Below are 24,938 nucleotides of genomic sequence, written 5' to 3' on the forward strand. Positions count from 1 at the left end.
ATCCGGCGAGACCGGCACGGTTCGTGATCCATGTTAGGCGGCTGCCAGCGCCTGTGCGGCGGGTGCAGGGATCACCATGCGCGGCTCCTGCGCGAGCAACCCGGGATCGGCGGTGGCGCCGTCGTCGGACCGCTCGGCCGGTGCCGTGTCGGCTGCGGTGGTCTCCATGTCCGTGCGACGGTCGAGGCCGTCCGCCAGCAGACCGCTCACATCGAACAGAACGTCGGACAGCGGGACCTCCAGTGCATCGCAGATGGCCGCGAGCAGTTCGCTCGAGGCCTCCTTCCTGCCGCGCTCGATCTCCGAGAGATAGCCGAGGCTGACCCGGGCGCTGCTGGAGACTTCGCGCAGGGTGCGGCTCTGCGAAACACGGGTGCGCCGAAGGCTGTCACCGAGTGCCTCACGCAACAACAGCGCCATCCCATCCTCCTTCGTCCGTCGTGCCGACACCTCGTCAACGCACGACGAGGCTGCGAGGTTCCCGCAGATCGATCGGACCTCGATACCGCGGTGTCCAGACATTACAACGCCGACGGCGGTTGCAGACGCCCGAGTAGTCCCGACACAGCGTAGTCCCGACACAGCGGTGTCGACCGCACCGAGCCGGATCCCGCATGTCCCGCCCCGTGGTTACCGGGCGTCCTCGCCCACCGTGCGGCCGTCGCCCGGCGTGTCCTGGGCAGCGGCGCCCTCCCCCGCGGCGCCCTCCCCCGCGACGTCCTCCCCCGCGACGTCCACCCCCGCGACGTCCACCCCCGCGACGTCCACCCCCAGGACGTTCACCCTCGGGACGTCCTCCGCACGGGCGGTCTCGCTCTCGCTCCGGCGCACCCCGGTACGCAGCCGGATCGCCTGGACCACGTAGTCGAGTCCCGTCACCACCGTCAGGGCGACCGCCAGGATCATCAGGCCGATCGCCACCGGCGCCACCGATTCGGGCAGCGGCAGCAGGTAGACACCGATGGCGAGCGTCTGCACCAGCGTCTTGAGCTTGCCACCGCGACTCGCCGGGATCACGGCGTGCCGGAGCACGGCGAACCGCAGGGCGGTGATCCCCAGCTCCCGAGCAGCGATGATCCCGGTGACCCACCACGACAGGTCACCGAGCATCGACAGCCCGACCAGCGCGGCACCGATGAGGGCCTTGTCGGCGATAGGATCGGCGAGTTTGCCGAAATCGGTGACGAGACCGTGCTTTCGCGCGAGTTGACCGTCGATCCGGTCGGTGATGGCGGCGATCGCGAAGACTCCGGTCGCCGCGAGCCTCCACCCGATGTCGTGCCCGTCGCCGACGAAGAGCAGCACCAGGAAGACCGGTACCAACGCGATCCGACCCACCGTCAAGATGTTGGCGATGTTCCACAACGGCACCGGATCGTGCGGGCTCCCGGCGTGCGGTCCCGGTGCGGCGCCGCTCCCGCCCGACGCGGTGACATGCTGGCGGGGCGTGCTCATGTGCCCCACAATATCGGTAGCCGCACGCGCTACTGTTCACCGCATGACGACACCGCCGACGAACCACGACTCGAACGATCGAATGGTCGTACGGAGCGCCCGAACCTCCGACGTGCCCGAGATCAAGCGGCTCATCGACATCTATGCGGGCAGGATTTTGCTCGAGAAGAATCTGGTGACCCTGTACGAGGCCGTCCAGGAGTTCTGGGTGGCCGAACTCGGGGGTCGGGTCGTCGGGTGCGGGGCCCTGCACGTGCTGTGGTCGGATCTCGGCGAGGTGCGCACCGTGGCCGTCGACCCGTCCGTCAAGGGCCACGGCGCAGGTCACCTGATCGTCGAGCGCCTCATCGAGGTCGCCCGCGAGCTCGAGCTGGAACGACTGTTCGTGCTCACCTTCGAGGTGGAGTTCTTTGCGCGGCACGGTTTCACGGAGATCCAGGGGACTCCGGTGACGGCCGAGGTCTATGCGGAGATGTGCCGGTCGTACGATACGGGCGTCGCGGAGTTCCTGGACCTGAGCTACGTGAAACCGAACACGCTCGGGAACACCCGGATGCTCCTCACCCTCTGATCGAGACCCACGAAAGCGAGGCCCGCATGGCCCTGTTCGCCGTCGAGTACACCTATTCGGATGCGACCGCCTCGGCGCGCGACGAGCACCGCCCGAAGCACCGAGCATGGCTCGGCGATCTCGTCGAACAGGGCATCGTGCGGGCGACCGGCCCGTGGACCGACGGTTCGGGTGCGCTCATCCTCGTCGACGTGGCCGACGAGGCCGCGGCGCGCGAACTGATGGCCCAGGACCCGTTCGCGCAGCGCGACCTCGTCGATACCGTGCGCATCACCGGGTGGAACCCGGTGATGGGCGTGTTCAACTCCTGACGGATTCCTTCTCACCGCGCGTCTTGAGCAGGCTGGCCACCGTCGTCACGGCCAGCACTCCGACGATCACGATCAGGGACACGCCGGTGGAGATCTCCGGGACGGCGACGTGCTCGCCGCCGTTGATCCAGCCGAGCGTGTTCTCATGCAGGGCGTGGAGCACCAGCTTCACGCCGATGAACGCGAGGATGATCGACAGTCCGTAGGACAGGTAGACCAACCGCTCGAGCAGACCGCCGATGAGGAAGAACAGCTGGCGCAGGCCCATCAGCGCAAAGGCGTTCGCAGTGAACACCAGGTACGGCTCGTTGGTCAGACCGTAGATCGCGGGGATCGAGTCGAGCGCGAAGAGGATGTCGGTGAAGCCGATCGCGACGAGCGCGAGCAGCATCGGCGTGACGAACTTCTTGCCGTCGATGCGGGTGACGAGGCGGTCGCCGTCGTACTCGTCGTGCACCGGCAGGAACTTCCGGGCCAGCTTGACCATCCGGTTCTCCGAGATGGCCTGCGGGTCCTCACCGTGGTCGCGGATGAGCTTGACCGCCGTGTAGATGAGGAAGAAGCCGAACAGGTAGAACACCCAACTGTAGGCGTTGATCGCCGCGGCACCGACCGCGATGAAGGCTCCGCGCATGACCAGCGCCAGCACGATGCCGATGGTGAGGACCTTCTGCTGGTACTCACGGGGCACCGCGAAGGTGGCCATGATGATGACGAACACGAAGAGGTTGTCGACCGACAGCGCCTTCTCGGTGATGTAGCCGGCGAAGTACTCACCGCCGTAGGTCGGTCCCCAGACCGCGAAGACGATCACGCCGAAGAGGATCGCGATGGCGACGAAGACGGCCGACCAGAAACCGGACTCGCGCAGTGTGGGCGCGTGCGGCTTGCGGACGTGGGCGAAGAAGTCGAAGATGAACAACCCGATGATGACGGCGATCGTGATCAACCAGGTAGTCAGGTTTACGTGCATGGGCACATAGGCCTTCCGGTAGGTATGCGTACCTGCCGGAGGTCTCTCCCGCCCGGACTATCGCCGGACCGACGGCCCCGGGACGGCATCGGTGCCGAACGTGTTGACGAGACCGCCGCGGATCTGGGGATACTCCCCTCCACAGCTCCCACGATTGTGCCACACATCGTCACTTACCGCCGGAAGGCAACAGGGACGGCCGGTCGAACGGGCATGTCTCACTGCTCTGCGGCAGGCACTTCCACCGGATCCCCGCCGCCACGGATCGAGTACAGCAGGCCGTCGAGTTCCTCGGGTTTGACCAGCACCTCGCGGGCCTTGCTGCCCTCGCTCGGCCCGACCACGCCTCGGGTCTCCATCAGGTCCATCAGGCGACCGGCCTTGGCGAAGCCGACGCGGAGCTTGCGCTGCAGCATCGACGTCGAACCGAACTGGCTCGTGACGACGAGTTCGACGGCCTGCAGGAAGACGTCGAGGTCGTCGCCGATGTCGGGGTCGACGTCCTTCTTGTCGCCGGCCTTCGGGGCGGTGACGCCCTCGTTGTACTCGGGTTCGGCCTGGTTCTTGGCGAAGTCGACGACCCCTGCAATCTCCTCGTCGGTGATGAACGCACCCTGCAGGCGGATCGGCTTGCCCGCACCCATCGGCAGGAACAGTCCGTCGCCCATACCGATGAGCTTCTCGGCACCGGGCTGGTCGAGGATGACACGCGAGTCGGTGAGCGAACTCGTCGCGAACGCAAGTCGCGAGGGCACGTTCGTCTTGATGAGACCCGTGACGACGTCCACCGAGGGTCGCTGGGTGGCGAGCACGAGGTGGATGCCGGCGGCGCGGGCCTTCTGGGTGATGCGGACGATCGCGTCCTCGACGTCGCGTGGGGCCGTCATCATCAGGTCGGCGAGCTCGTCGACGATGGCGAGGATGTACGGATACGGCCGGTACACGCGCTCGCTGCCGAGCGGTGCGGTGATCTCCCCCGACTTCACCTTCGTGTTGAAGTCGTCGATGTGGCGCACGCGGTTGGCCTGCATGTCCTGGTAGCGCTGCTCCATCTCCTCGACGAGCCAGGCCAGTGCCGCCGCGGCCTTCTTCGGCTGCGTGATGATCGGCGTGATCAGGTGCGGGATGCCCTCGTAGGGCGTCAGCTCGACCATCTTGGGGTCGATGAGGATCATCCGCACCTCGTCGGGCGTCGCGCGGATGAGCAGCGACACGAGCATCGAGTTGACGAAGCTCGACTTACCGGAACCGGTCGAACCGGCGACCAGCAGGTGCGGCATCTTCGCGAGGTTGGCGGAGACGAAGTCGCCCTCGATGTCCTTGCCGAGACCGATGACGAGGGGGTGATGGTCGCGGCGGGTCGACGGTGCTGCGAGCACGTCCGACAGCCGCACGAGTTCGCGGTCGGTGTTGGGGACTTCGATGCCGACGGCGGACTTGCCCGGGATCGGTGCGAGCAACCGGACGTTGTCGGTCGCAACCGCATACGCGATGTTGCGGGCGAGCGCGGTGATCTTCTCGACTTTGACGCCGGGGCCGAGTTCGACCTCGTAGCGGGTGACGGTCGGGCCACGGGTGAAGCCGGTGACCGCGGCGTCGATCTTGAACTGTTCGAGGACCTCGGTGATCGCCTCGATCATCTGGTCGTTCGCGGCCGACCGCGTCTTGGGCGGGTCGCCCTTGGTGAGCAGCTCCAGTGAGGGCAGCGTGTAGTCGCCGTCGACCTCGCGGTCGCGCACGAACGTCTCGGCCGGTTCCGGCTCGGAGGTCTGGTCGACGACCTCGGGTACCGGGGCGGCCTTCGGCTTCTTGCGGGCGGGAGCCGGGGCCGGCGCTGCGGCCGGGGTCTCGGCGACCGAGGGCACCTCCAGTGTGGCCGGCGGTGAGGCGGGCGCCCCGGGTTCGGATGCGCGGTCGTCCCACAGCGGGAGCACCTCGGTCTTCGCGTCGCCGTCGAACTCGTCAGGCGGGTAGTTCTCCACCGGGGTACGCCGGCGGCGGGACCGCTTGGGGGCGGGCGGCTCGTCGATCGGGTAGCCGTCGGCGTCGAACATCGGCGGCTCGTCGTAGCCGTAATCGTCGTCGTAGTCGCCGTACTCGTCGTCGGCGCGGTAGCCGAGGCCGAAGTAGTCGCGGAACAGTTCGGGCAGCTCCCGCACCGTGGTGCCGGTGAGCAGCAGGATCCCGAAGCCCGCCGCGAGGAGCATCAGCGGCACGGACAGCCAGACGGTGAGCCCGGAAGTGAGCGGGCCGCCCACGGCGGCACCGACGAAACCGGCCCCTTCCGAGCGGCCCTCCGCGTCGGTGGGTGAACCGGAGGCGACGTGCCACAGGCCCAGTGCGGGGAGACCGACGAGCAGTCCGCCGACGACGAGCCGGGGACGGATCTCGGGATGCGGTTCGGTGCGCATGAGCGTCACCGCGATGCCGACCGCGACGAGCGGAAGGACCGCGCTCGCACCACCGGTTATGGCGCGGACGGCCGTCTCGACCCACTCCCCCACCGGGCCGCCGACGCCGAACCACACCGTGCCGGCGATGATCACACCGATGGAGATCAATCCGAGCGCGATGCCGTCGCGACGGTGTCCGGACTCGATCTCGGTGGCGCGACCCATCGTGCGGGTCGTGGCTCCGACAGCGCGGGCCGTCATCATCCAACCGGCGCCGACGGTGCGGCCCACGGCGGTGAGGATCCCCCCGGAACTGCGCCGGGGACGGGCGGGCGCGGGGCGTCGACTCGCGGCCGGAGCGCGACGTGCGGTGCCGCCGCTGCGACGGTTCGCGGTCGAGGCCGCGGCGCGCGGCTTGCGCGCAGGGGTGGACCGGGTCGATCCGGACGCCTTCGTCTTCGCGGTCGATCTGGTCTTCGAGGTGGAGGCACCCGCGCTGCGAGCACGGGAGGTGCTGCCGCCCGAGCCCCGCGCCCCCGTCCGCGACCGAGAGGTCGTAGACGACGTTCCGCGGCTGCCCGACGACTTTCCTGCCATATCCGCCAGGGTAGCCGCACGGACCTCTCATGAACCATCAGCAACACGGGTACCGGTCGGCGGCACTGGTCACACGCCGTCCGGGCGAGCGCTCACAGGCCGCGTTTCGATCCCGCCAGTTCGGAGACCGCCGACTCGTCACCCTCGATCTCGAGCCGCACCTGGTCGCGGCCGAAGGCGTGCAGCACGAGTTCGGACGGTTCACCGCGCAGCACGACGGTGCGCGGACCGCGCTTGCGCAGGGCGACCCGCTCGCCGGAACGGGACCTCTCGAAGATCACCGTGACGTCGCATCCGCCGTAGCTGTTGCGTCCGATCATCCGCGCGATGCGCCAAAGCTGGTCCTGATCGTCCGCCGACAGCGTCCGCGGCTCCCATCCGGGCTGCGCGCGGCGCACGTCCTCATGGTGCACGAACATCTCCGCCGCGTTGGCGACGGCGTCGAACAGGAACATCGGCGACCACTTCGGCGGGCCGGAATCGACGTCGGCGAGCACGTGTGCCCACTGTCGGTCGGTGGCGGAGCGTCGCACCTTCTCCGTGTGATCGGCCAGGGCCGGGACGACGATGCCGGGCATCGCGTCCACGCGGCGCTCGCGGACGAGCAGGTGCGCGGCGAGATCCCGGACCGTCCAGTCGCCGCAGAGCGTCGGCGCGTCGGGTCCGACCTCGGACATGGTGCGGACGAGGGCATGTCGTTCGCTTCGGGCGAGGCTCATTCCGCCACTCTAGCGATCACTCCTGCCCTCGCCCATCGCGCGAGCCCGCGTGTTCGGCGGGCCCGCGCGGACCGAAATCAGGAGACCGGGATCACCGTGGGCACGATCATCGGGCGACGACGATAGGTCTCGGCGACCCAGCGGCCGACGACCCGGCGGATGCCCTGGGCGATGCGATGGGTCTCCGTGACCCCTTCGGCAGCGAGTTCGTTGAGCGCCTTGTCGACGAGCTGCGCCGCCTCGTCGAGTGCGTCCGGGTCGTCGGAGAAACCGCGACCGGAGACCTCCGGGGTGCTCACCGCACGGCCGGTCGCGGCGTCGACCGCGACTGAGATGGAGATGAAACCACCCTCGCCGAGGACGAGACGATCGGACAGCGTGGACTCGCCCACGTCGCCTACCGACAGGCCGTCGACGTAGACGTGACCGACCGGGACGCGCCCGACGATTTCCGCGAGTCCGTCGACCATGTCGACGACCACACCGTCCTCCGCGAGCACGATCCGCTCGCGGGGAACACCCGTGGCCTCGGCCAGTGCGGCGTTCGCCCGCAGGTGGCGCCACTCGCCATGGACGGGCATCGCGTTGGTGGGTCGCACCGCGTTGTAGAGATACAGCAGCTCGCCGGCCGACGCGTGACCGGAGACGTGCACCTTCGCGTTCTGCTGGGTGACGACCTTCGCGCCGCGCTTGGCCAGGCCGTTGACGACCGCGAACACGGAGTTCTCGTTGCCAGGGATCAGCGACGACGCGAGGACGACGAGGTCGTCGGCCCGGATGTTGATCTGCCGGTGCTCGCCGCGCGCCATCCGGGACAGCGCCGAGAGCGGTTCGCCCTGCGAACCGGTGGAGACCAGCACGACCCGGTCGTCGGGCAGGCTCGCGGCGGTGTCGATGTCGACCTCGAGGCCGTCGGGCACGTTCAGGTAGCCCAGATCCTGCGCGATCTGCATGTTGCGGACCATCGACCGGCCGACGAACGCCACACGCCGGTTGTAGCGCTCGGCGACGTCGACGATCTGCTGGATGCGGTGCACGTGGCTCGCGAAGGACGCGACGATCACCCGGTTGGCGGCCTTGCCGATGACGGTGTCGAGCACTCCGCCGATCTCGCGCTCCGGTGTGACGAAGCCGGGGACCTCGGCGTTCGTCGAGTCGACGAGGAACAGGTCGACACCCTCGTCGCCGAGGCGGGAGAAGCCCGCGAGGTCGGTGAGACGGTTGTCGAGCGGCAGCTGGTCGAGCTTGATGTCGCCGGTGTGCAGCACGATGCCCGCAGCGGTGCGGATCGCGACGGCGATCGCGTCCGGGATGGAGTGGTTGACCGCGAAGTACTCGCACTCGAACGGACCGTGCGAGGTGGTCTGCCCCTCGACGACCTCGACGAGGTTGGGACGCTGGCGGTGTTCGCGGCACTTCGCCGCGACGAGCGCCAGGGTGAACTTGGACCCGACGACCGGGATGTCGGGGCGCAGGCGCAGGAGGAACGGCACGGCACCGATGTGGTCCTCGTGGCCGTGGGTGAGGACGATCGCCTCGACGTCGTCCATCCGGTCCTCGATGTACCGGAAGTCGGGCAGGATCAGGTCGACGCCCGGCTGCTGGTCCTCGGGAAAGAGCACCCCGCAGTCGACGACGAGCAGCCGGCCCTGGTGCTCGAAGACCGTCATGTTGCGGCCGATCTCGCCGATACCGCCGAGCGCGACGACCCGCAGACCGTCGCGAGGAGCCTTCGGCGGCAGACCCAATCGCTCGGTGGGATCGACGATGCGGGCGTCCGGACGCTGGGGGTTCGCCGAGTTCTGCGCGACACGCCGCGGAACGCGGGCGGGCGGACCGGCGTTGCGGGTGGCGCGGCCCCGGCCGCGTGCGGGGCGGCTCATCACAGCACCCCCGCAGCCTGGAGATCCGCCGCGAGAGCGTCGATCTGCGCGGTCACCGGGGCGACCTGCGGCAGACGAGGCTCTCCGACGTCGATGCCGAGCAGCCGCAGGCCGGCCTTCGAGGCGCTCACGCCGCCCAGCCGAGCGACGGCGCGATAGATGGGCACCATCGACAGATTGATGCGGCGGGCGAGTTCGAGATCGCCGGCTTCGAAAGCGGTGTGCAGCTCGCGCAGGCGACCGGGCACGAGATGGCCGATGACGCTGACGAATCCGACGGCGCCGACGGACAGCCACGGCAGGTTCAGGGGGTCGTCGCCCGAGTAGAACTTCAGGTCGGTGGTACCGATCAGCTCGGCGCCCGCGTTCAGATCGCCCTTGGCGTCCTTCACCGCGACGATCCGGGGGTGCTCGGCGAGCAGACGCAGTGTGTCGGTCTCGATCGGCACGACGGATCGAGGTGGGATGTCGTAGAGCATGACCGGCAGATCGGTCGCGTCGGCCACCGCGACGAAGTGGGCGTAGAGGCCGGCCTGCGGGGGCCGCGAGTAGTACGGGGTCACCACGAGCAGGCCGTGTGCACCGGCTCGCGCGGCGTCGCGGGCGAGCTCGACGCTGTGGGCGGTGTCGTTGCTGCCGGCCCCGGCGATGATCTTGGCGCGGTCGCCGACGGATGCGAGCACGGCCCGCATCAGCTCCATCTTCTCGTTCTCGGTCGTCGTGGGCGATTCGCCGGTCGTACCGGCGAGAACCAGTGCGTCACAGCCACCGTCGACGAGGTAGTTCGCCAGACTCACGCCCGCATCCACGTCGAGCTTGCCATCGGCAGTGAACGGGGTCACCATCGCTGTGGCGACGGTGCCGAACGGAAGCTCGACAGCAGTTGCGGAATCACCGTTGGTCATGGTCAGAAGGCTACCGCGTGGCAGGGCCGGCTCGACACATGCCCGCCCCCCGAAGACGGATCACAGATCGGTGTAGCGGTCGATCAGAGGTCGGTCGCAAGCGTGGGAGCTGCGATCTCGCTGCCGTCGGCCAGCTTCCTGATCGCGAAGTCCGAGAACGCGTTCGGTGCGGCATCCGCGAGCTGACGCACACATTCGACGGCGAGACGCCGGATCTCGACGTCGGCATGTTCGGTCGCGCGCATGGCGACGAAGTGACGCCACGATCGGTAGTTTCCGGTGACGACGATGCGGGTCTCCGTGGCGTTGGGGAGCACCGCCCGGGCGGCCTCCCGGACCTGCTTGGCGCGCAACGGACCGGCGGGAAGATGCGAGAACTTCTCGTCGAGCGCCGCCAACAGCGCCACATACGCCTCGCGGCTGCGCTCCGCGGCCGCGAAGAACAACTCCTCGAGTTCGGCATCGCCCGCAATCGCGGGCGGAACCACCACGGGCACCTCACCGTCGGCGACGAAACGCTGCGACAGCTGCGAGAACGAGAAGTGCCGGTGCCGGATCAGCTCGTGCGTGCACGAACGGGAGATGCCGGTGATGTAGAAGGTCGCCGTCGCGTGTTCGAGAACGGACAGGTGCCCCACGGTGAGCAGGTGACGGAGATATCCGCCGTTCGTCGCGGTGCGGGGGTTGGGCTTGGACCAGCTCTGGTAGCAGGCGCGACCGGCGAACTCGACGAGCGCTTCGCCGCCCTCGGCGTCGGTGTCCCAGTCGACGTCGTCGGGGACGTGGAACTCCGTCGTGGCGATGAGCCGGACCTTCGGAACGGCGGGTTCGGGCGCCATCGTCTCCTCCTCGCCTCGGTCGTCGCGCATCCTCCGGACGCGCCGTCTCTTCCGTCCGCACACTAACGCGCCTCGACCTGCGACGATCGATGACATCACGATGACACCTTGCGTGACATCATCGGTGACGTCACACTGGCGTCATGGACATCGACAAATACACGTCCGCCATCACGGACTCCGTGATCTCCGCAGCCGAACTCGGCGACGAGCAGACCCGACGCACCGCCGCAGCCCTCGCGACCGCCATCGCCGCACCCGTCCGCCTCGCGGTCCTGGCAGCACTGTCCGACATGGCCAACGAGATCAGCGACGAACTCGGCGACCGCACCGTCACGGTGCGCCTCGACGGCACCGATGCCGTCCTCGCCGTCCACAGCGAACCCGCTCCCCCGCACGAGGATCCGACGCCGTCCTTCGAGGAGATGACGGGCGACATCAGCCGGGTCACCCTGCGCCTCGTCGAACAGATCAAGACCAAGGCCGAGGAAGCGGCGCAGCAGAGCGGAGTGTCACTCAACTCCTGGATGGCGCAGGCGGTACAGGGCGCCCTACGGGAGCAGATGCGCTATCAGCGCCGCGCCGACGAATGGCGCCGTCAGGGCGGCTGGGCGAAGCCCACCCCGCCCGCACCCACCGAGCCGCAGCCGTCCGACCCGAGCGACACCGCGGGCCCGGACGACGCCGCCGGCCGCAACGACACTGCGGGCCCCGACGACACGAACCCGCGCAGCGACGCGTAAGGCACCTCACCGCACGATAGAGTGCCGACGCACACAATCGGGCGACGCGGAGGGCGCATGGCAGTCAGCAGCACCAGGAGTTTCGACATCGACGCAACCCCGGAGCAGGTGATGGCCGCGCTCGCCGCGGTCGAACGCCTGCCCGAGTGGTCGTCGACCCACAAGTCCGTCACCGTCGAGTCCACCCACCCCGACGGACGACCCCACCGCGTACGGATGACCGTCTCGATCGTCGGCATCACCGACGAGCAGGTCGTCGAGTACTCCTGGAACGGCGACGGGTCGATGTCGTGGACCCTGGTGGAGAGCAGCCAGCAGCGCCAGCAGGACGGCGCCTACACCCTCACCGCCAAGGGATCCGGCACGACGGCCGAGTTCTCACTGACCATCGATCCGAAGGTCCCCATCCCCGGATTCCTCGTGCGGCGCGCCGAGAAGATGGCCCTCGAAACCGCCGGAAAGGGCCTCAAGTCGTTCACGGAGAAGAACTTCCGCTGACGTCAGATGTCACCGGCCGCGGTCGCCGCGACGATGGCGCCGAGCTCGTAGCACTGCTCGCGTACCTTCGCGTCGACCGGTCCGGTGATCTCGAGATCGGCAGCAGCCTGCACGAGACCCAACCCGGTGGTCAAGCGCCGAACCGACGCCACAGCGCCGGCGGTGTCGTTGTTCCCGTGCACCCACAGACCGTAGGGACGGCCGGCCACGGCATCGAGACACGGGTAGTAGACCGTGTCGAAGAAGTGCTTGAGCGCACCCGACATGTAACCGAAATTGGCTGTCGTGCCGAACAGGAAGCCGTCGGCGGCCAGCACATCGGGCACCGTGGCGCCCAGCGCGGGGACCACCCGGACGGTGACACCCGTGATCTCCGGGTCCCGCGCTCCCTCCAGGACGGCTTCGAGGATCTCGCGAGTCGGCGGCGAGGGGGTGTGATGCACCACCAGCACTGTGCGGGATCCGTCCTCGCGCCCTGCCTCGCCCGACCCTGCCCGGTCTTCCACAGCCTCGTCCGTCACATCAGCAGGCTGCTGCACCATCTCGAGGTTGTCAAAGCCGCTCGCCGGTTCAGGAACCGGCTTGGCCGTCCCGTTCGAGCTTCTCGAGCGCAACGGCTCGGCGCATCGTCTCCCGCGCACGACTGCGGTCGCCCGCATAGTCGTAGGCGCGTGCGAGCCGGTAGGAGTTGCGCCAGTTGTCGGGGTCGGCTTCCCATTCCTGCTTCACGGTCGCGAACAGTTCGTCGGCGGCGTCCCGCTCGATCCGGCCCGACGGCATGCGAGGCAGATCGTCGATGTCGAGTTCGAGTCCTTCGTCGTGGATCCGCCGCGCGAGGTGCTGATGCTGCAGCCCTGCGCGGAGGGTCGCGTAGACGATCCAGGCTCCCACGATCGGGAGAATGAGGATGCCGATCCCGAGACCGATCGCCGCGACCTCACCGGACCGGGCCAGTTCCAGGCCGGTGGAGCCGAGCAGAACGAAGTAGAACCCCAGCGCCACCACGATGAACGCAATGGGGACGAGGACCTTGAGCGAGCCGGTTCTCACAGGTCGAGGAGGGGATCGATTCCGACGGTCAGACCCGGTCGCTTACCGATCTCCCGCACACCGAGCAGCACGCCGGGAGCGAAGGAGGAACGGTCGATCGAGTCGTGCCGAATGGTGAGGGTCTCGCCCTGGGTGCCGAGCAGCACCTCCTGGTGAGCGACGAGGCCGGCGAGACGCACGGAGTGCACGCGGACACCGTCGACGTCACCGCCGCGCGCACCGTCGAGTTCGGTGGTGGTGGCGTCCGGGCTCGGAGCCACACCGGCCTCGGCGCGGGCCTGCGCGATCAGACGGGCGGTGCGGTAGGCGGTGCCGGACGGGGCGTCGGCCTTGTTCGGATGGTGCAGCTCGATCACCTCGACGGAATCGAAGAACCGGGCGGCGGCCTGAGCGAAGCGCATCGACAGCACGGCACCGATCGCGAAGTTCGGCGCGATGAGCACGCCCACCTCGGGGCGGTCGGCGAGCCAGCTCCGCACCCGGTCGAGGCGCTCGTCGTCGAAGCCGGTGGTTCCGACCACGGCGTGGATGCCGTTCTCGACGAGGAAGTGCAGGTTGTCCATGACGACGTCGGGGTGGGTGAAGTCGACGACCACCTGGGTCTGCGAGTTCACGAAGGCGTCGAGGCTGTCGCCCTTGTCGACGGTGGCGACGAGCTCGAGATCGGACGCGGCGTCGACGGCGGCGCAGATCGCCTGGCCGACCTTGCCGGCAGCACCGAGTACACCCACCCGAACCTTTGTTGCATCCACTTGCGTCGTCACGCCCTTTCGTTGCCGTCTCCCCCGGAAATCCTACGCAACCACCCGTAGACGTCCCGAGCGGGTCGAACGCCACCTACTGCTGCGCGCAGAGCGCGTCGAGCCACAGAGCGACCGCCGAACGGATCTCGTCGACGCACGCCGTGGCCGAATCCGAGGATGTATGGGCACGAGCGCCGCGGGTGCGGTCGAACAGAACTCCTTCGAGCAGGGTCACCAGATCGCGCCCCGCGGTCTCGGGGTCCGGCGCACCGAGCTCCCGCACGAGAGCGGTGGCCGCGGAGATCGAGAACATGCAGGCCGCGAGCGCCTCGGCAGCCTCCGGTTCGAGGCGCGCGTCGGGCGCGAGCGCGTAGCGGGCCAGCACATCGGTGCGACGCACAGTGAGCAGGCGTTCGAGATAGCGCGCGATCAGGTCGGCAGGAGGGCTCGGGTCGCCGGTCGTGTCGTCGAACAGCGCGGCGAAATCCGCGCGCGACCGTTCGGCGAGGCGGGTGATCGCAGCCGAGACGAGCGCGTGGCGGGTGCGGAAGTAGTAGGAGGTCGATCCCTTCGGCAGGCCGAGGTGCACGTCGACGCCCGTGTGCGTCACCGCGTGGTTGCCACCGCGGGCGGCGAGTTCGAGGGCGGCATCGCTGATGGCCGTGCGCCGAGAGGGACGTTCGGGTGAAGTCGTCACTCTACGATGATAGAGTAACGGCCGTGAGGTTGCGCCGACGCAGAAACCGCATGTCGCCGAACACCGCCTCGTCGAACCCCGTCCCCCGCACGGTCTTCGAGGACGCCTCGCGCAGCCGGGGGTTCGTGCTCGATCCCGCGCAACACGACGCTGTCGAACAGCTGTGTCATCCCGAGCGCCCGAACGTCTACCTGTGGGGCCCACCCGGACGCGGCAAGAGCTGGCTCGCCGACGTGTACTTCTCGGCCTATCCCGGACGGAACAAGCTGCGCGTCCACTTCCACGAGTTCTTCCGCGACCTGCACGTCGAGCTGCGACGGCACCGCTTCGATCTCGACGCCGCACTCGATCACCTGATCGGCCGCGCCGAACTCGTGTGCTTCGACGAATTCCACGTCCACGATCCGGCGGACGGCACGTTCGTCGCCCGGCTGTTCCCCGCACTGCTCGCTCGCCGCACGCGTCTCGTCCTGACCTCGAACTATCCTCCACGCGACCTGCTCCCCAACCCGCTCTTCCACGACGGCTTCGTCCCGACGATCGAGCTCGTCGAGCGGAGCGCGACCATCGTCGCTCTGGACGGTCCGCGCGACCACCGGCTCGGCTCCGACCATGCGAAGGGATTCGCATCGGGGATCTGGGCCGTCTCCCCGTCCGATCCGCAGCTACGACGGCTCGGTCTCGAGCGGCCGGCACCGGTTGAACATCGGGTTCTGCGCCCGGCGGGGCGTCCACTCCGCGCCCTACGGGCCGAGAAGGACTGTCTCTGGTTCGATTTCCGCGATCTCTGCGGGCATCCCACGGCTCCGGCCGACTATCTGGCGCTCGCGGCGGACCACTTGTTCTGGGTCGTCGACAAGATCCCGGATCTGACGACCGTGGGTCGCGAACCCGCGCAGCGGTTCGCCAATCTCGTGGATGTGCTCCACGACCGCGACGTGCGGGTCGTGTTCGTCTCGGAGGTCGCGGCGTCGGAACTCGCTGCCGCGGTGGGACCCGTCGCGCACGACATCGGACGCCTCCGGAGCCGACTGGCTCAGCTGAGGACGATTCAGGACACGAGCGCGCGCACCGACGCCGGAAGATCACGCGTGCGCCGGTAGGGGCCGGCGACGGCGACCGCGAACGGCCGGTGCAGCAGGTCGGCTGCCACGCTGCGCACCTCCTCGGTGGACACCGACGAGATGCGTTCGAGGGTCTCAGTGATGCCCCAGTGCTGCCCGTAGCTCAGTTCGCTGCGGCCGATCCGGTGCATGCGCGCCCCGGTGTCCTCGAGTCCGAGCACGAGACCGCCGCGCAGCGACCCCTTTGCGCGAGCGCATTCCGCGTCGGTGATGCCGTGTTCGGCCACGTCGGTGAGCACCTCACGGACCACCGCGGCGACCTCACCGAGATTGTCGGGCTGGCAGCCCGCGTACACGGAGAAGGCGCCGGTGTCGGCGAAGGTGTCGGTGCCGGAGTACACCGAGTAGGCCAGACCCCGCTTCTCGCGCACCTCCTGGAACAGGCGCGAACTCAGCCCACCGCCGACGGCTGCGTTGAGCACCGACAGCGCCCAGCGACGCCCGTCGTGCCGACCGAAGGACCGCACGCCGAGCGTCAGGTGCGCCTGCTCGTTGTCGCGCTCGACGATGCTCATCGTCGGCGCAGTGCGCAGTTCGAGCCGTCCGTCGCGGCAGGGCGCGGGGGTGGCCGCGTCGTCCAGGTGACCGGCGAAGGCGCGGCGGACCAGTTCGACTGTGTGCGCGTGGTCGACGTTGCCGGCGACCGCGACGACCATCCGCGGCGGGGTGTAGCGGCGCACATGGAACGAGTGCAACTGGGTCCGGGTCATGGACTCGATCGACTCGACGGATCCGATGATCGGCCGGCCGATGGGGTGATCGCCGTACAGCGCGGTGAGCAGCGAGTCGCCGAGCAGATCCTCCGGATCGTCGTCGCGCATCGCGATCTCCTCGAGCACCACCTGACGCTCGACGTCGACGTCCGCGCTCAGGCACCGGCCGCGCAGGACGACGTCGGCGACGACGTCGACGGCGATCGGCAGGTCGTCGTCGAGGACGTGCGCGTAGAAGCAGGTGTGTTCCTTGCTGGTGAACGCGTTGAGCTCTCCCCCGATCCCGTCCATCGTCTCGGCGATGTCGAGAGCGGTACGCGTCGGGGTCGCCTTGAACAGCAGGTGCTCGAGGAAGTGGGCGGCGCCTGCGACCGACGGTTGTTCGTCGCGGGATCCGACACCGACCCACACGCCGACGGCCGCCGAGCGCACTCCCGGGACGTGCTCGGTGACGACCCGCACTCCCCCGGGAAGGACCGAGCGGCGGACGCCGGTGGCCGCGACGGGTGCGGGGGTCGAAGCGTCGTTCTTCACGTGGGAACTGGAAGCCATGGGGATCTTCGGTGGTCCTGACAAGGTCGGAGGGCGCGGAACATTTCACAGTACACCGGGACTGCCCCCCACCATCGGTCGCGCTCACCACCCCCGTCGTTGCGGTTGCGAACCCACGAGCCGGCCGGGACGTGCCTCCTCGCGGCTGCGGTAGACGATGTACGGCCGGAACAGGTATCCGACGGGGGCACTGAAGGCGTGGACTAGGCGGGTGAACGGCCATATCGCGAAGAGCACGAGGCCGATCAGCGCGTGCAGCTGGAAGCTGAACGGCGCCTCCACCATCAGGTCGCCGCGGGGTTGCAGGACCCAGATCGACCGGAACCACGGCGAGACGGTCTCCCGGTAGTTGTGTTCCTCGCCCACGACACCCGACCCCATCAGCGTGGTGGCGAGACCCGCCACGATCGCGGCGACGAGCACGACATACATGACCTTGTCGTTGAGAGTGGTGGCGCTGAAGACGGGACCGCGGGTGCGACGGCGATACACGAGCAGGGAGATGCCGACGAGCGTCGAGACACCCGCGATCGTGCCGAGCGTGATGGCCTGCACGTGATAGGCGTGCTGACTCAATCCCACGGCGTCGGTCCACGACTGCGGGATCACCAGGCCGATGACGTGGCCGACGATCACGACCAGGATCCCGAAGTGGAACATGGGGCTCGCGATGCGCAGCAACCGCGCCTCGTACAGCTGGGACGAACGGGTGGTCCATCCGAACTTGTCGTATCGGTACCGCCACCAGGTCCCCACCGCGACGATCGCGAGCGTCACGTACGGCACCACGTCCCAGAAGATCTCTCCTGCACTCATGATTCCGGAACTCCTCGCCGGGGCGGCACCGTCAGGGTGAAGGGCTGCAGACCGATCGACTCTCGGGGCGGTCCCGCCTGCGCGAGGCGCCGGGCCCGTTCCTCGTCCCGGTCGGTGACCGGCGGGAGCGTCGCGCACACGGCTGCGACGACCTGCGCGTACGGCGAGCCGGCCTCGTGCAGGGAGGTGTGCAGCACGTCGAGGGCCACCCGATACCGGGTGAGGAGTTCCTCGCCCGCGGCGGGATCCACGGTGGCCGCGAATTCGAGGACGACCGGCAGATGGTCGGGTGATTCGTGGGCGGGCGGCTCGACGCCCGCGGCGCGGTAGGCACTCGCGAAGGCGTGCATCTCGGCGCCGCGATTCCGGGTGTCGCCCGCGGTCCAGTAGGTCAGGTACATCGTCGAGCGTCGCCGCAGGTCGAAGGTCTCGACGTACCGCTGGGCCAGGACGAGCAGATCCGGTTCGTCCAGTGCGCGGATCGCCGTCCCCAGCATGTCCTGCTCGGGACCGGTGATGTGGTCGACGAGCTGCCCGGCGACGTCCAGCCGTCCGGCGTGTCCGGCGTCGGGATAGGCGAGCAGCAGCGACGCGGCCTGACGGACGAGGCGACGGTGCAGGGCGCGATCGACGCCGGCGCGCCGTGGACGCAGCAGTCTCATTGCTTCTCCCCCCTCGTGTCGTGACCGCCCGGGAACATGCCCGTCGGTACGCCCTTGCCGTCCCAGTTCAGGAGGTTCACCCGCGACGGGTTCGACGCGTTCGCCGCCATCCCATCACTGGTCTGCCGCTGTGCGAGGGCGTGGAAGGTCTCGACCGCCACCGGGACCGGGACGCCGCTGGCCTCCCCGAACGGACCCGACTCGTACATGCCGGGGCCACCTTCGTAGGACAGCGCGCAGTCCGTCGCCGACTCCTCGAGCCGATGTCCTTCGGCCGCGTAGGCGGTCGGGATGACGTACCGCTCGTCGTACTTGGCGAGCGCGAGGAGCCGGTACATCTCGTAGATCCGTTCCTCGGTCATGCCGACGGCCTCGGGGATCTCGGGGCGGGTCTCGCGGCCGAGATTGATGTCGCGCATGTAGGAGCGCATCGCGGCGAGTCGTCGCAACACCGCCTCGACCGTCGCGGTGTCCCCGGCGGTGAAGAGTTCCGCGAGGTACGCGATGGGGATGCGCAGGGCGTCGAGGGCGCCGAACAGGTTGCCGATGTCCTCGCCGTCGTGTCCCTCCCGGCTGACGGCGTCGACGACCGGTGACAGCGGTGGCACGTACCAGACCATCGGCATCGTCCGGTATTCCGGATGCAGCGGCAACGCGACCCGGTACGTGCTGATCAGGTCGTAGACCGGGGACCGTTGCGCGGCCTCGATCCACTCGTCGGAGATGCCCTCGGCGCGGGCGCCGGCGATCACCTCGGGGTCACGGGGGTCGAGCAGCAGGCCGCGTTGCGCCTCGTACAGGTCGGTGTCGTTCTCCACCGATGCCGCCTCCAGGACCCGATCGACGTCGTAGAGGACCAGACCGATGTACCGGAGCCTGCCCACGCATGTCTCCGAACACACGGTCGGCAGCCCCACCTCGACCCGCGGGTAGCAGAAGGTGCACTTCTCGGCCTTCCCGGTCTTGTGGTTGAAGTACACCTTCTTGTACGGGCATCCGGACACGCACATCCGCCAGCCGCGGCACCGGTCCTGGTCGACGAGGACGATGCCGTCCTCCGACCGCTTGTACATCGCGCCGGACGGACACGACGCCACACACGACGGGTTGAGGCAGTGCTCGCAGATCCGCGGCAGGTAGAACATGAAGGTCTGCTCGAACTCGAGCTTGACCCGGTCGCCGACCTTCTTCAGGATCGGGTCGTCGGGCACGATCGCCGGTGAGCCACCGAGGTTGTCGTCCCAGTTCGCCGACCATTCCACCTTCATCGGTTCACCGGAGATGAGGCTGCGCGGCGAGGCCACCGGGACGTGGTCGCCGAGCGGGGCGTTCGTCAGGTTGTCGTAGTCGTAGGTCCACGGTTCGTAGTAGTCGTGGATCGACGGCATCTTCGGGTTCGAGAAGATGCGGGCGAGTTTCGCGAGGCGTCCACCGTCGCGGAGACGCAGCCGTCCCTTGGTATCCCGGACCCAGCCACCGCGCCAGCGTTCCTGGTCCTCGTAGGTGCGCGGATAGCCCTGGCCCGGGCGGGTTTCGACGTTGTTGAACCACACGTACTCGGTGCCCGACCGGTTGGTCCACGCCTGTTTGCAGGTCACCGAGCAGGTGTGGCATCCAATGCACTTGTCGAGGTTCATCACCATCGCGAGTTGTGCCATGACCTTCACGATCGCCTCGCTTCCTGCTCACGCATCAGTAGACGACCTCCTGGGATCGGCGACGCACGATCGTCACCTCGTCGCGCTGGTTGCCCGTCGGGCCGAGATAGTTGAACGCGTAGGCCGTCTGCGCGTATCCACCGGCCAGGTGGCTCGGCTTGATGAGGATGCGGGTCAGCGAATTGTGGATGCCGCCGCGGCGTCCGGTGGTCTCGCTGCGCGGGACATCGATGACGCGGTCCTGGGCGTGGTAGACGAACACCACCCCTTCGGGCATCCGGTGCGAGACGATCGCCCGGCACACCACGACACCGTTGCGGTTGACGGCCTCGACCCAGTCGTTGTCGCTCACCGAGATCTTTGCGGCGTCGGCCGGCGACATCCACATCGTCGGCCCACCCCGGGACAGCGACAGCATGAACAGGTTGTCCTGATATTCCGAGTGGATCGACCACTTCGAGTGCGGGGTCAGGTATCTCACCGTCAGACCGACACCGTCGCCGGAGCCGACCGCCTGTTCGCCGAACAACCGCGACATGTCGAGTGGGGGCCGGTAGACCGGGAGCTGCTCCCCGAGCTCTTCGAGCCAGTCGTGGTCGACGTAGAAGTGCATCCGGCCCGTCAACGTGTGGAACGGTTTCAGCTCCTCGATGTTCATCGTGAACGGCGCGTACCGGCGACCTCCCGTTTCGCTCCCCGACCATTCCGGGCTCGTGATGACCGGTACGGGACGGGCCTGGGTGTCGGCGTAGGTGATCCGCCGTTCCTCGCTGCCCTCCGCGAGGTGCACGAGTCGCCGTCCGGTGCGTTTCTCCAGTTCACGGAAACCCTCGACGGCGAGCCTGCCGTTGGACGTGCCCGACAGCGCGAGGATCGTGTCGGCCATGCGTTCGGCGGTGGTGATCGCCGGACGTCCCTGTCCGGCACCGGAATCCATCACGCCGAATCTCTGTGCCAGTTCGGCGACCTCACGGTCCGGCCGGGTCACGACGCCCTTGGTGTTCAACCCGAGGGACTCGACGAGCGGACCGAGCGTCGCCCACTTCTCCGCGATCGCACCGTAGTCCCGTTCGACGACGGTGAGCGGACCCATCGTCCTCCCCGGAACCGGCACCTCGCCGGTCGAGCGCCAGTCCCGCTCGGTGCCGGACGGATACGCCATCGCTGCGGGCGTGTCGTGCTGCAGTGTCCCCATCACGATGTCGGTGCGGGTTCCCAGGTGGGTCCGGGCGAGGGTGCTGAAGGTCTGCGCGATGGCGCCGAAAGCGTCGTAGTCCGAACGAGTTTCCCAGGGCGGATCGACCGCTGCGGTGAAGGCGTGGATGTAGGGGTGCATGTCGGTGCTCGACAGGTCGCCCTTCTCGTACCAGGTCGCGGCGGGCAGGACGATGTCGGAGAACAACGTTGTCGAGGTCATGCGGAAGTCGATCGACATGAGCAGGTCGAGTTTTCCTTCGGGCAGGTCGTCGGGCCACGCCACCTCACCGGGCCGCAGGCCGGGGGCCGTCGGCTCGGCCTGCACGTTGGAATCGGTGCCGAGCAGGTGCCGCAGGAAATACTCGTTGCCCTTGCTGGACGAGCCGAGCAGGTTCGACCGCCACACGCTGAGCACGCGCGGCCAGTTCCGCGGGTCGTCGGGGTCGGTCACCGACAGTTTCAGTTCACCCGAAGCGAGTTGCTGCGCGACGTGCTGCGGGATCTCCCGTCCCGCCGCCCGTGCCTGTTCGGCAATCTCGTGGGTGTTGCGGTCGAACTGGGGATAGAAGGGTGTCCAGCCCATGGCGACCGCGGACGCCATGACGTCCATCGTGTGCTTGTCGCGGAAACGACCTCGTCCCAGCGGACTGGCCAGCGCGTCGGCACGGTAACCGTCGTAGCGCCACTGGTCGGTGTGCACGTACCAGTAGGAGGTGCCGGCCATCTGGCGAGGTGGGCGAGACCAGTCCGTCCCCATCGCCATGGCCGCCCATCCCGTGACGGGACGGCACTTCTCCTGGCCGACGTAGTGCGCCCACCCGCCTCCGTTGCGTCCCATGCAGCCGGTGAGCATGAGCAGCGCAAGTACGGCGCGATAGGTCGCGTCGCCGTGGAACCACTGGCAGATGCCGGCCCCCATGATGATCATCGAACGCCCGCCCGACTCCTCGGCGTTGCGGGCGAACTCCGTCGCGATCCGGATCGCCTGGGCCGCGGGCACCCCGGTGAGGGCCTCCTGCCAGGCCGGGGTGTACGGCGAGCCCGGGTCGTCGTACCCGCTCGGCCACTGCCCGGGCAGGTCGAGCTCCGGACGGTTCACCCCGTACTGCGCGAGCATCAGGTCGAAGACGGTGCACACGAGGTGGTCCCCGATCCGACGGACCGGCACGCCCCGTTCGATGCTTTCACCGTGCCCGTCGACGGTGTCGAAGCTCGGCAGGTACACCGCCGCGGTCTCGCCCGCTCCCCCGCCGCCGGGCGCGACCGTCAAGGTCGGGACGAGGTCGCCGAGTTCGAGATTCCACTTTCCGATGCCGTCGTCGCCGTAGCGGAAGCCGAGGGAGCCTGGGGGTACGACGACGGTGTCGGTCGCACCGTCGACGAAGACCGGTTTGAAGGCCGCGTTCTCGACGCTGTGCCCGAGATCGGCGGCGGTGAGGTTCTTGCCCGGCACGAGCCTTCCGTCGCGTTCCTCGACCCGCACGAGGAAGGGCAGGTCGGTGTACCGGCGCACGTAGTCGACGAAGAACGGCACGCGCTGCCGCACATAGAACTCGGTGAGGAGCACGTGGCCCATCGCCATCGCCAGGGCACCGTCGGTACCGGCCGCGCACGCCATCCACTCGTCGGCGAACTTGGTGTTGTCGGCGTAGTCCGGACTCACCGAGACGACCTTGGTGCCGCGGTAGCGGACCTCCGTCATCCAGTGCGCGTCCGGGGTGCGGGTGACGGGCACGTTCGAACCCCACATCATCAGGTAGGAGGCGTCCCACCAGTCCCCGGACTCGGGTACGTCGGTCTGATCGCCGAAGACCTGCGGCGACGCCACCGGTAGGTCGGCGTACCAGTCGTAGAACGACGTCATCACGCCGCCGAGCAGTTCGACGAACCGGGATCCGGCGGCGAAGGAGACCATCGACATGGCGGGGATCGGCGAGAAGCCGGCCACCCGGTCGGGTCCGTACTCCTTGATGGTGTGGACGTGCGCGGCGGCGATCATCTCGGTGGCCTCGGCCCACGTGACGCGCACCAGTCCGCCCTTGCCGCGGGCACGCTGGTAGCGGCGGCGCCGTTCGGGATCGTTCTGGACGTCGGCCCAGGCGAGCACCGGATCGCCGAGTCGCTGCCGCGCCTCCCGGTACATCTCGACGAGCAGCCCGCGCGCGTACGGATAGCGCACGCGCGTCGGCGAGTAGGTGTACCAGGAGAAGGCCGCGCCGCGCGGGCATCCACGCGGTTCGTACTCAGGACGGTCGGGACCGACTGTCGGATAGTCGGTTTCCTGGGTCTCCCAGGTGATGATGCCGTCCTTGACGTAGATCTTCCACGAGCACGAGCCGGTGCAGTTCACCCCGTGGGTCGAGCGGACGACCTTGTCGTGGCTCCAGCGGTCCCGGTAGAAGATGTCGCCCTCGCGGCCACCGCGCCGCGTGACCGTGCGTGTGTCGTCGGACTGCTCGCCGGAGGTGAAGAACCGTCCGCTGCGCACGAGCAGTTCCTCGATCCGGTTCCCGACTCCGGCGGTGTCCGTCACGGCTTCTCCTCACGTACGTCGCGGGTTCCGGATCGTGCGACAGGGGGCGGTTCATGGGCGTGCAGCCGAAATGCGGTGTAGAACACGCACACCAGTGCCGTCGCCGCGAGCAGGAGCAGACCGACGGTGTAGTCGTTGCCTTCGGCGTCGTAGGTCGCGCCCATCACCAGTGGCGGGAAGTAGCCGCCGAGCCCACCGGCAGCGGCGACGATGCCGGTGACACTGCCCACTGTGTGCGCCGGGGCGCGGCGCGCCACCCACGCGAAGACACCGCCGGTGCCGATGCCGAGGAAGATCGCCATTGTGATGAACGTCAGCGCCGACCACAGGTCGGGCGGGGGCTGGAAGGTCGCGATCACCGCCATCACGGCGGTGCCGGTGAACGAGGCCAGGACCACGTATTTCGGCGGCACCCGGTCCGACAGCGCTCCGCCCACGGGCCGGGCGAGGACCGCGGCGAGCGCGAAACCCGCCGTGCGCGTACCGGCGTCGACGGCGGAGAAGCCGTAGATCGTCTTGATGTAGGTGGGCAGATAGTTGCTGAACGCCACGAATCCGCCGAACACGACCGCGTACAGGAACGACATCTCCCAGGTCACACCGAGTTTCGCCGCGGCTGTCAGTTTGGGCAGCACCGGGTCGGTGTTGGGACGGAAATCGGGAGCATTGCGCATCACCAGGATGCACACCACGGCGGTCACGGCGAGGGCGGCCGCCACGACGATGTGGGTGGGCACCAGCCCGAACCAGTTCACGAAACGCGGGGTGAAGAAGGCCGACAGGGCCGTGCCCACCATGCCCGCCCCGAACACGCCGGTCGCGAAGCCGCGGCGGGCGGGTTCGTACCAGTTGTTGGCGAACGGGATCCCGACCGCGAAGATCGTGCCGGCGATGCCGAGGAAGAACCCGCAGACCAGGAGCAGCGGATAGGAGTCGGCCTCGGCGGCGAATCCGACCGCGACGACGGGAACGATCGACGACAGCGAGACGGCGATGAACATCGCCCGTCCGCCGTACCGGTCCGTCATCGCCCCGACCGCGATGCGACCGAGGGAGCCCACGAGGATCGGCGTGGCCACCAGCATCGACGCTTCCGTGCTGCTGAGCGACATGTCGGTGGCGTAGGTCGTCGACAGCGGCCCGATCATGTTCCAGGCCCAGAAGTTGATGGCGGACACCCAGGTTGCCAGAGCCAGATTCGCTCCGCGCAACCTCCCGAGATCCGCCTGCGTCGCCGTTCTCACATACTCAGGGAACCATTCCCGGGCGCGGTCCGGGCCCGGTTCGGCGGAACCTCACCCGGATG

Annotated in this window: 22 protein-coding genes and 1 pseudogene; 5 read left to right on the forward strand and 18 right to left on the reverse strand. The window is 68.4% G+C overall.

What is annotated here, in order from left to right; genetic code table 11:
• Window positions 1-33 precede the first annotated feature (33 nt).
• On the reverse strand, window positions 34-420 hold the full coding sequence (locus M3330_RS02195) for a helix-turn-helix domain-containing protein (protein ID WP_255026836.1): 387 nt from the start codon (window positions 418-420) through the stop codon (window positions 34-36).
• Between the two features lie 393 nt (window positions 421-813).
• Window positions 814-1,455, reverse strand: a pseudogene (pgsA, locus tag M3330_RS02200) (CDP-diacylglycerol--glycerol-3-phosphate 3-phosphatidyltransferase); the annotation flags it as partial.
• Window positions 1,456-1,498: 43 nt separating this feature from the next.
• Here pgsA and M3330_RS02205 point away from each other — a divergent pair.
• Window positions 1,499-2,026 (forward strand): amino-acid N-acetyltransferase, encoded by a 528-nt coding sequence (locus M3330_RS02205; RefSeq protein ID WP_170318496.1) that lies wholly within the window; start codon window positions 1,499-1,501, stop codon window positions 2,024-2,026.
• A gap of 26 nt (window positions 2,027-2,052) precedes the next feature.
• Window positions 2,053-2,337 carry a YciI family protein gene (locus M3330_RS02210; RefSeq protein ID WP_006551279.1) on the forward strand — a complete coding sequence of 95 codons (285 nt, stop codon included), beginning with the start codon at window positions 2,053-2,055 and terminating at the stop codon, window positions 2,335-2,337.
• Here the strand turns inward: M3330_RS02210 and M3330_RS02215 are convergent.
• The 6 genes from M3330_RS02215 to thyX form a co-directional block, all read right to left on the reverse strand.
• Entirely contained in the window at window positions 2,327-3,310 is a 984-nt protein-coding gene (locus M3330_RS02215; RefSeq protein ID WP_006551278.1) for a TerC family protein, read from the reverse strand. The two genes, M3330_RS02210 and M3330_RS02215, sit on opposite strands and share 11 nt — an antisense overlap.
• Window positions 3,311-3,528: 218 nt before the next feature.
• Window positions 3,529-6,300: a DNA translocase FtsK gene (locus tag M3330_RS02220; protein WP_255026837.1), complete on the reverse strand. Its 2,772-nt coding sequence runs from the start codon at window positions 6,298-6,300 to the stop codon at window positions 3,529-3,531.
• Between the two features lie 92 nt (window positions 6,301-6,392).
• The gene (locus M3330_RS02225; protein ID WP_255026838.1) at window positions 6,393-7,019 is read right to left on the reverse strand and encodes a TIGR03085 family metal-binding protein; all 627 of its coding nucleotides are present in this window, start codon (window positions 7,017-7,019) and stop codon (window positions 6,393-6,395) included.
• Window positions 7,020-7,096: 77 nt separating this feature from the next.
• Window positions 7,097-8,902 (reverse strand): ribonuclease J, encoded by a 1,806-nt coding sequence (locus M3330_RS02230; protein WP_019289160.1) that lies wholly within the window; start codon window positions 8,900-8,902, stop codon window positions 7,097-7,099.
• A complete protein-coding gene (gene dapA / locus M3330_RS02235; RefSeq protein WP_006551247.1) occupies window positions 8,902-9,807 on the reverse strand; it encodes a 4-hydroxy-tetrahydrodipicolinate synthase in 906 nt (301 codons plus the stop codon). The genes M3330_RS02230 and dapA overlap by 1 nt, the downstream gene beginning before the upstream one ends.
• An 83-nt stretch (window positions 9,808-9,890) precedes the next feature.
• The gene (gene thyX / locus M3330_RS02240; RefSeq protein ID WP_255026841.1) at window positions 9,891-10,646 is read right to left on the reverse strand and encodes an FAD-dependent thymidylate synthase; all 756 of its coding nucleotides are present in this window, start codon (window positions 10,644-10,646) and stop codon (window positions 9,891-9,893) included.
• A 143-nt stretch (window positions 10,647-10,789) separates the two neighbouring features.
• On the opposite strand from thyX, the gene M3330_RS02245 reads away from it, so the two are divergent.
• Window positions 10,790-11,389 (forward strand): hypothetical protein, encoded by a 600-nt coding sequence (locus M3330_RS02245; RefSeq protein WP_006551249.1) that lies wholly within the window; start codon window positions 10,790-10,792, stop codon window positions 11,387-11,389.
• A 57-nt stretch (window positions 11,390-11,446) separates the two neighbouring features.
• Window positions 11,447-11,887 (forward strand): SRPBCC family protein, encoded by a 441-nt coding sequence (locus M3330_RS02250; protein WP_006551250.1) that lies wholly within the window; start codon window positions 11,447-11,449, stop codon window positions 11,885-11,887.
• Between the two features lie 2 nt (window positions 11,888-11,889).
• On the opposite strand, the gene M3330_RS02255 is transcribed toward M3330_RS02250, so the two are convergent.
• From M3330_RS02255 to M3330_RS02270, 4 genes are all read right to left on the reverse strand, one after another.
• Window positions 11,890-12,393 carry a flavodoxin family protein gene (locus M3330_RS02255; protein WP_006551251.1) on the reverse strand — a complete coding sequence of 168 codons (504 nt, stop codon included), beginning with the start codon at window positions 12,391-12,393 and terminating at the stop codon, window positions 11,890-11,892.
• Between the two features lie 64 nt (window positions 12,394-12,457).
• Window positions 12,458-12,937 (reverse strand): hypothetical protein, encoded by a 480-nt coding sequence (locus tag M3330_RS02260; RefSeq protein WP_019289158.1) that lies wholly within the window; start codon window positions 12,935-12,937, stop codon window positions 12,458-12,460.
• On the reverse strand, window positions 12,934-13,689 hold the full coding sequence (gene dapB, locus M3330_RS02265; protein ID WP_170318494.1) for a 4-hydroxy-tetrahydrodipicolinate reductase: 756 nt from the start codon (window positions 13,687-13,689) through the stop codon (window positions 12,934-12,936). The genes M3330_RS02260 and dapB overlap by 4 nt, the downstream gene beginning before the upstream one ends.
• A gap of 85 nt (window positions 13,690-13,774) precedes the next feature.
• A complete protein-coding gene (locus M3330_RS02270) occupies window positions 13,775-14,377 on the reverse strand; it encodes a TetR/AcrR family transcriptional regulator (protein WP_006551254.1) in 603 nt (200 codons plus the stop codon).
• 50 nt (window positions 14,378-14,427) lie between these two features.
• Here M3330_RS02270 and zapE point away from each other — a divergent pair, with 50 nt between their 5' ends.
• Complete coding sequence (gene zapE, locus M3330_RS02275; protein ID WP_006551255.1) at window positions 14,428-15,480, forward strand: cell division protein ZapE; 1,053 nt, start codon at window positions 14,428-14,430, stop codon at window positions 15,478-15,480.
• Here zapE and M3330_RS02280 read toward each other — a convergent pair.
• The 6 genes from M3330_RS02280 to M3330_RS02305 all read right to left on the reverse strand — a co-directional run bounded on the left by M3330_RS02280 (window position 15,429) and on the right by M3330_RS02305 (window position 24,780).
• Complete coding sequence (locus M3330_RS02280; protein WP_006551256.1) at window positions 15,429-16,766, reverse strand: pitrilysin family protein; 1,338 nt, start codon at window positions 16,764-16,766, stop codon at window positions 15,429-15,431. The two genes, zapE and M3330_RS02280, sit on opposite strands and share 52 nt — an antisense overlap.
• A gap of 84 nt (window positions 16,767-16,850) precedes the next feature.
• Window positions 16,851-17,582 (reverse strand): respiratory nitrate reductase subunit gamma, encoded by a 732-nt coding sequence (narI, locus tag M3330_RS02285; RefSeq protein WP_006551257.1) that lies wholly within the window; start codon window positions 17,580-17,582, stop codon window positions 16,851-16,853.
• A complete protein-coding gene (narJ, locus tag M3330_RS02290) occupies window positions 17,579-18,244 on the reverse strand; it encodes a nitrate reductase molybdenum cofactor assembly chaperone (RefSeq protein WP_006551258.1) in 666 nt (221 codons plus the stop codon). The genes narI and narJ overlap by 4 nt, the downstream gene beginning before the upstream one ends.
• Complete coding sequence (gene narH, locus M3330_RS02295) at window positions 18,241-19,911, reverse strand: nitrate reductase subunit beta (protein ID WP_033096525.1); 1,671 nt, start codon at window positions 19,909-19,911, stop codon at window positions 18,241-18,243. Before narH ends, narJ begins: the two co-directional genes overlap by 4 nt.
• A 25-nt stretch (window positions 19,912-19,936) precedes the next feature.
• Window positions 19,937-23,632 carry a nitrate reductase subunit alpha gene (locus M3330_RS02300; RefSeq protein ID WP_006551260.1) on the reverse strand — a complete coding sequence of 1,232 codons (3,696 nt, stop codon included), beginning with the start codon at window positions 23,630-23,632 and terminating at the stop codon, window positions 19,937-19,939.
• Entirely contained in the window at window positions 23,629-24,780 is a 1,152-nt protein-coding gene (locus M3330_RS02305; RefSeq protein WP_303627229.1) for a NarK/NasA family nitrate transporter, read from the reverse strand. Before M3330_RS02305 ends, M3330_RS02300 begins: the two co-directional genes overlap by 4 nt.
• Between the last annotated feature and the right edge of the window lie 158 nt (window positions 24,781-24,938).

It is taken from the genome of Rhodococcus sp. GA1 (assembly GCF_024321955.1).
GTDB classification, from domain to species: Bacteria; Actinomycetota; Actinomycetes; order Mycobacteriales; family Mycobacteriaceae; genus Rhodococcus; species Rhodococcus pyridinivorans.

Bases quoted from the DNA above. Each gene is read 5' to 3' on its own strand.
- M3330_RS02305 (WP_303627229.1), bottom strand. From the start codon at position 24,780: ATGATCGGGCCGCTGTCGACGACCTACGCCACCGACATGTCGCTCAGC.
- M3330_RS02250 (WP_006551250.1), top strand. From the start codon at position 11,447: ATGGCAGTCAGCAGCACCAGGAGTTTCGACATCGACGCAACCCCGGAG.
- M3330_RS02225 (WP_255026838.1), bottom strand. From the start codon at position 7,019: ATGAGCCTCGCCCGAAGCGAACGACATGCCCTCGTCCGCACCATGTCC.
- thyX (WP_255026841.1), bottom strand. From the start codon at position 10,646: ATGGCGCCCGAACCCGCCGTTCCGAAGGTCCGGCTCATCGCCACGACG.
- M3330_RS02280 (WP_006551256.1), bottom strand. From the start codon at position 16,766: ATGGCTTCCAGTTCCCACGTGAAGAACGACGCTTCGACCCCCGCACCC.
- zapE (WP_006551255.1), top strand. From the start codon at position 14,428: ATGTCGCCGAACACCGCCTCGTCGAACCCCGTCCCCCGCACGGTCTTC.
- M3330_RS02215 (WP_006551278.1), bottom strand. From the start codon at position 3,310: ATGCACGTAAACCTGACTACCTGGTTGATCACGATCGCCGTCATCATC.
- M3330_RS02230 (WP_019289160.1), bottom strand. From the start codon at position 8,902: ATGAGCCGCCCCGCACGCGGCCGGGGCCGCGCCACCCGCAACGCCGGT.
- dapA (WP_006551247.1), bottom strand. From the start codon at position 9,807: ATGACCAACGGTGATTCCGCAACTGCTGTCGAGCTTCCGTTCGGCACC.
- M3330_RS02210 (WP_006551279.1), top strand. From the start codon at position 2,053: ATGGCCCTGTTCGCCGTCGAGTACACCTATTCGGATGCGACCGCCTCG.
- narI (WP_006551257.1), bottom strand. From the start codon at position 17,582: ATGAGTGCAGGAGAGATCTTCTGGGACGTGGTGCCGTACGTGACGCTC.
- M3330_RS02195 (WP_255026836.1), bottom strand. From the start codon at position 420: ATGGCGCTGTTGTTGCGTGAGGCACTCGGTGACAGCCTTCGGCGCACC.
- narJ (WP_006551258.1), bottom strand. From the start codon at position 18,244: ATGAGACTGCTGCGTCCACGGCGCGCCGGCGTCGATCGCGCCCTGCAC.
- M3330_RS02220 (WP_255026837.1), bottom strand. From the start codon at position 6,300: ATGGCAGGAAAGTCGTCGGGCAGCCGCGGAACGTCGTCTACGACCTCT.
- M3330_RS02245 (WP_006551249.1), top strand. From the start codon at position 10,790: ATGGACATCGACAAATACACGTCCGCCATCACGGACTCCGTGATCTCC.
- M3330_RS02205 (WP_170318496.1), top strand. From the start codon at position 1,499: ATGACGACACCGCCGACGAACCACGACTCGAACGATCGAATGGTCGTA.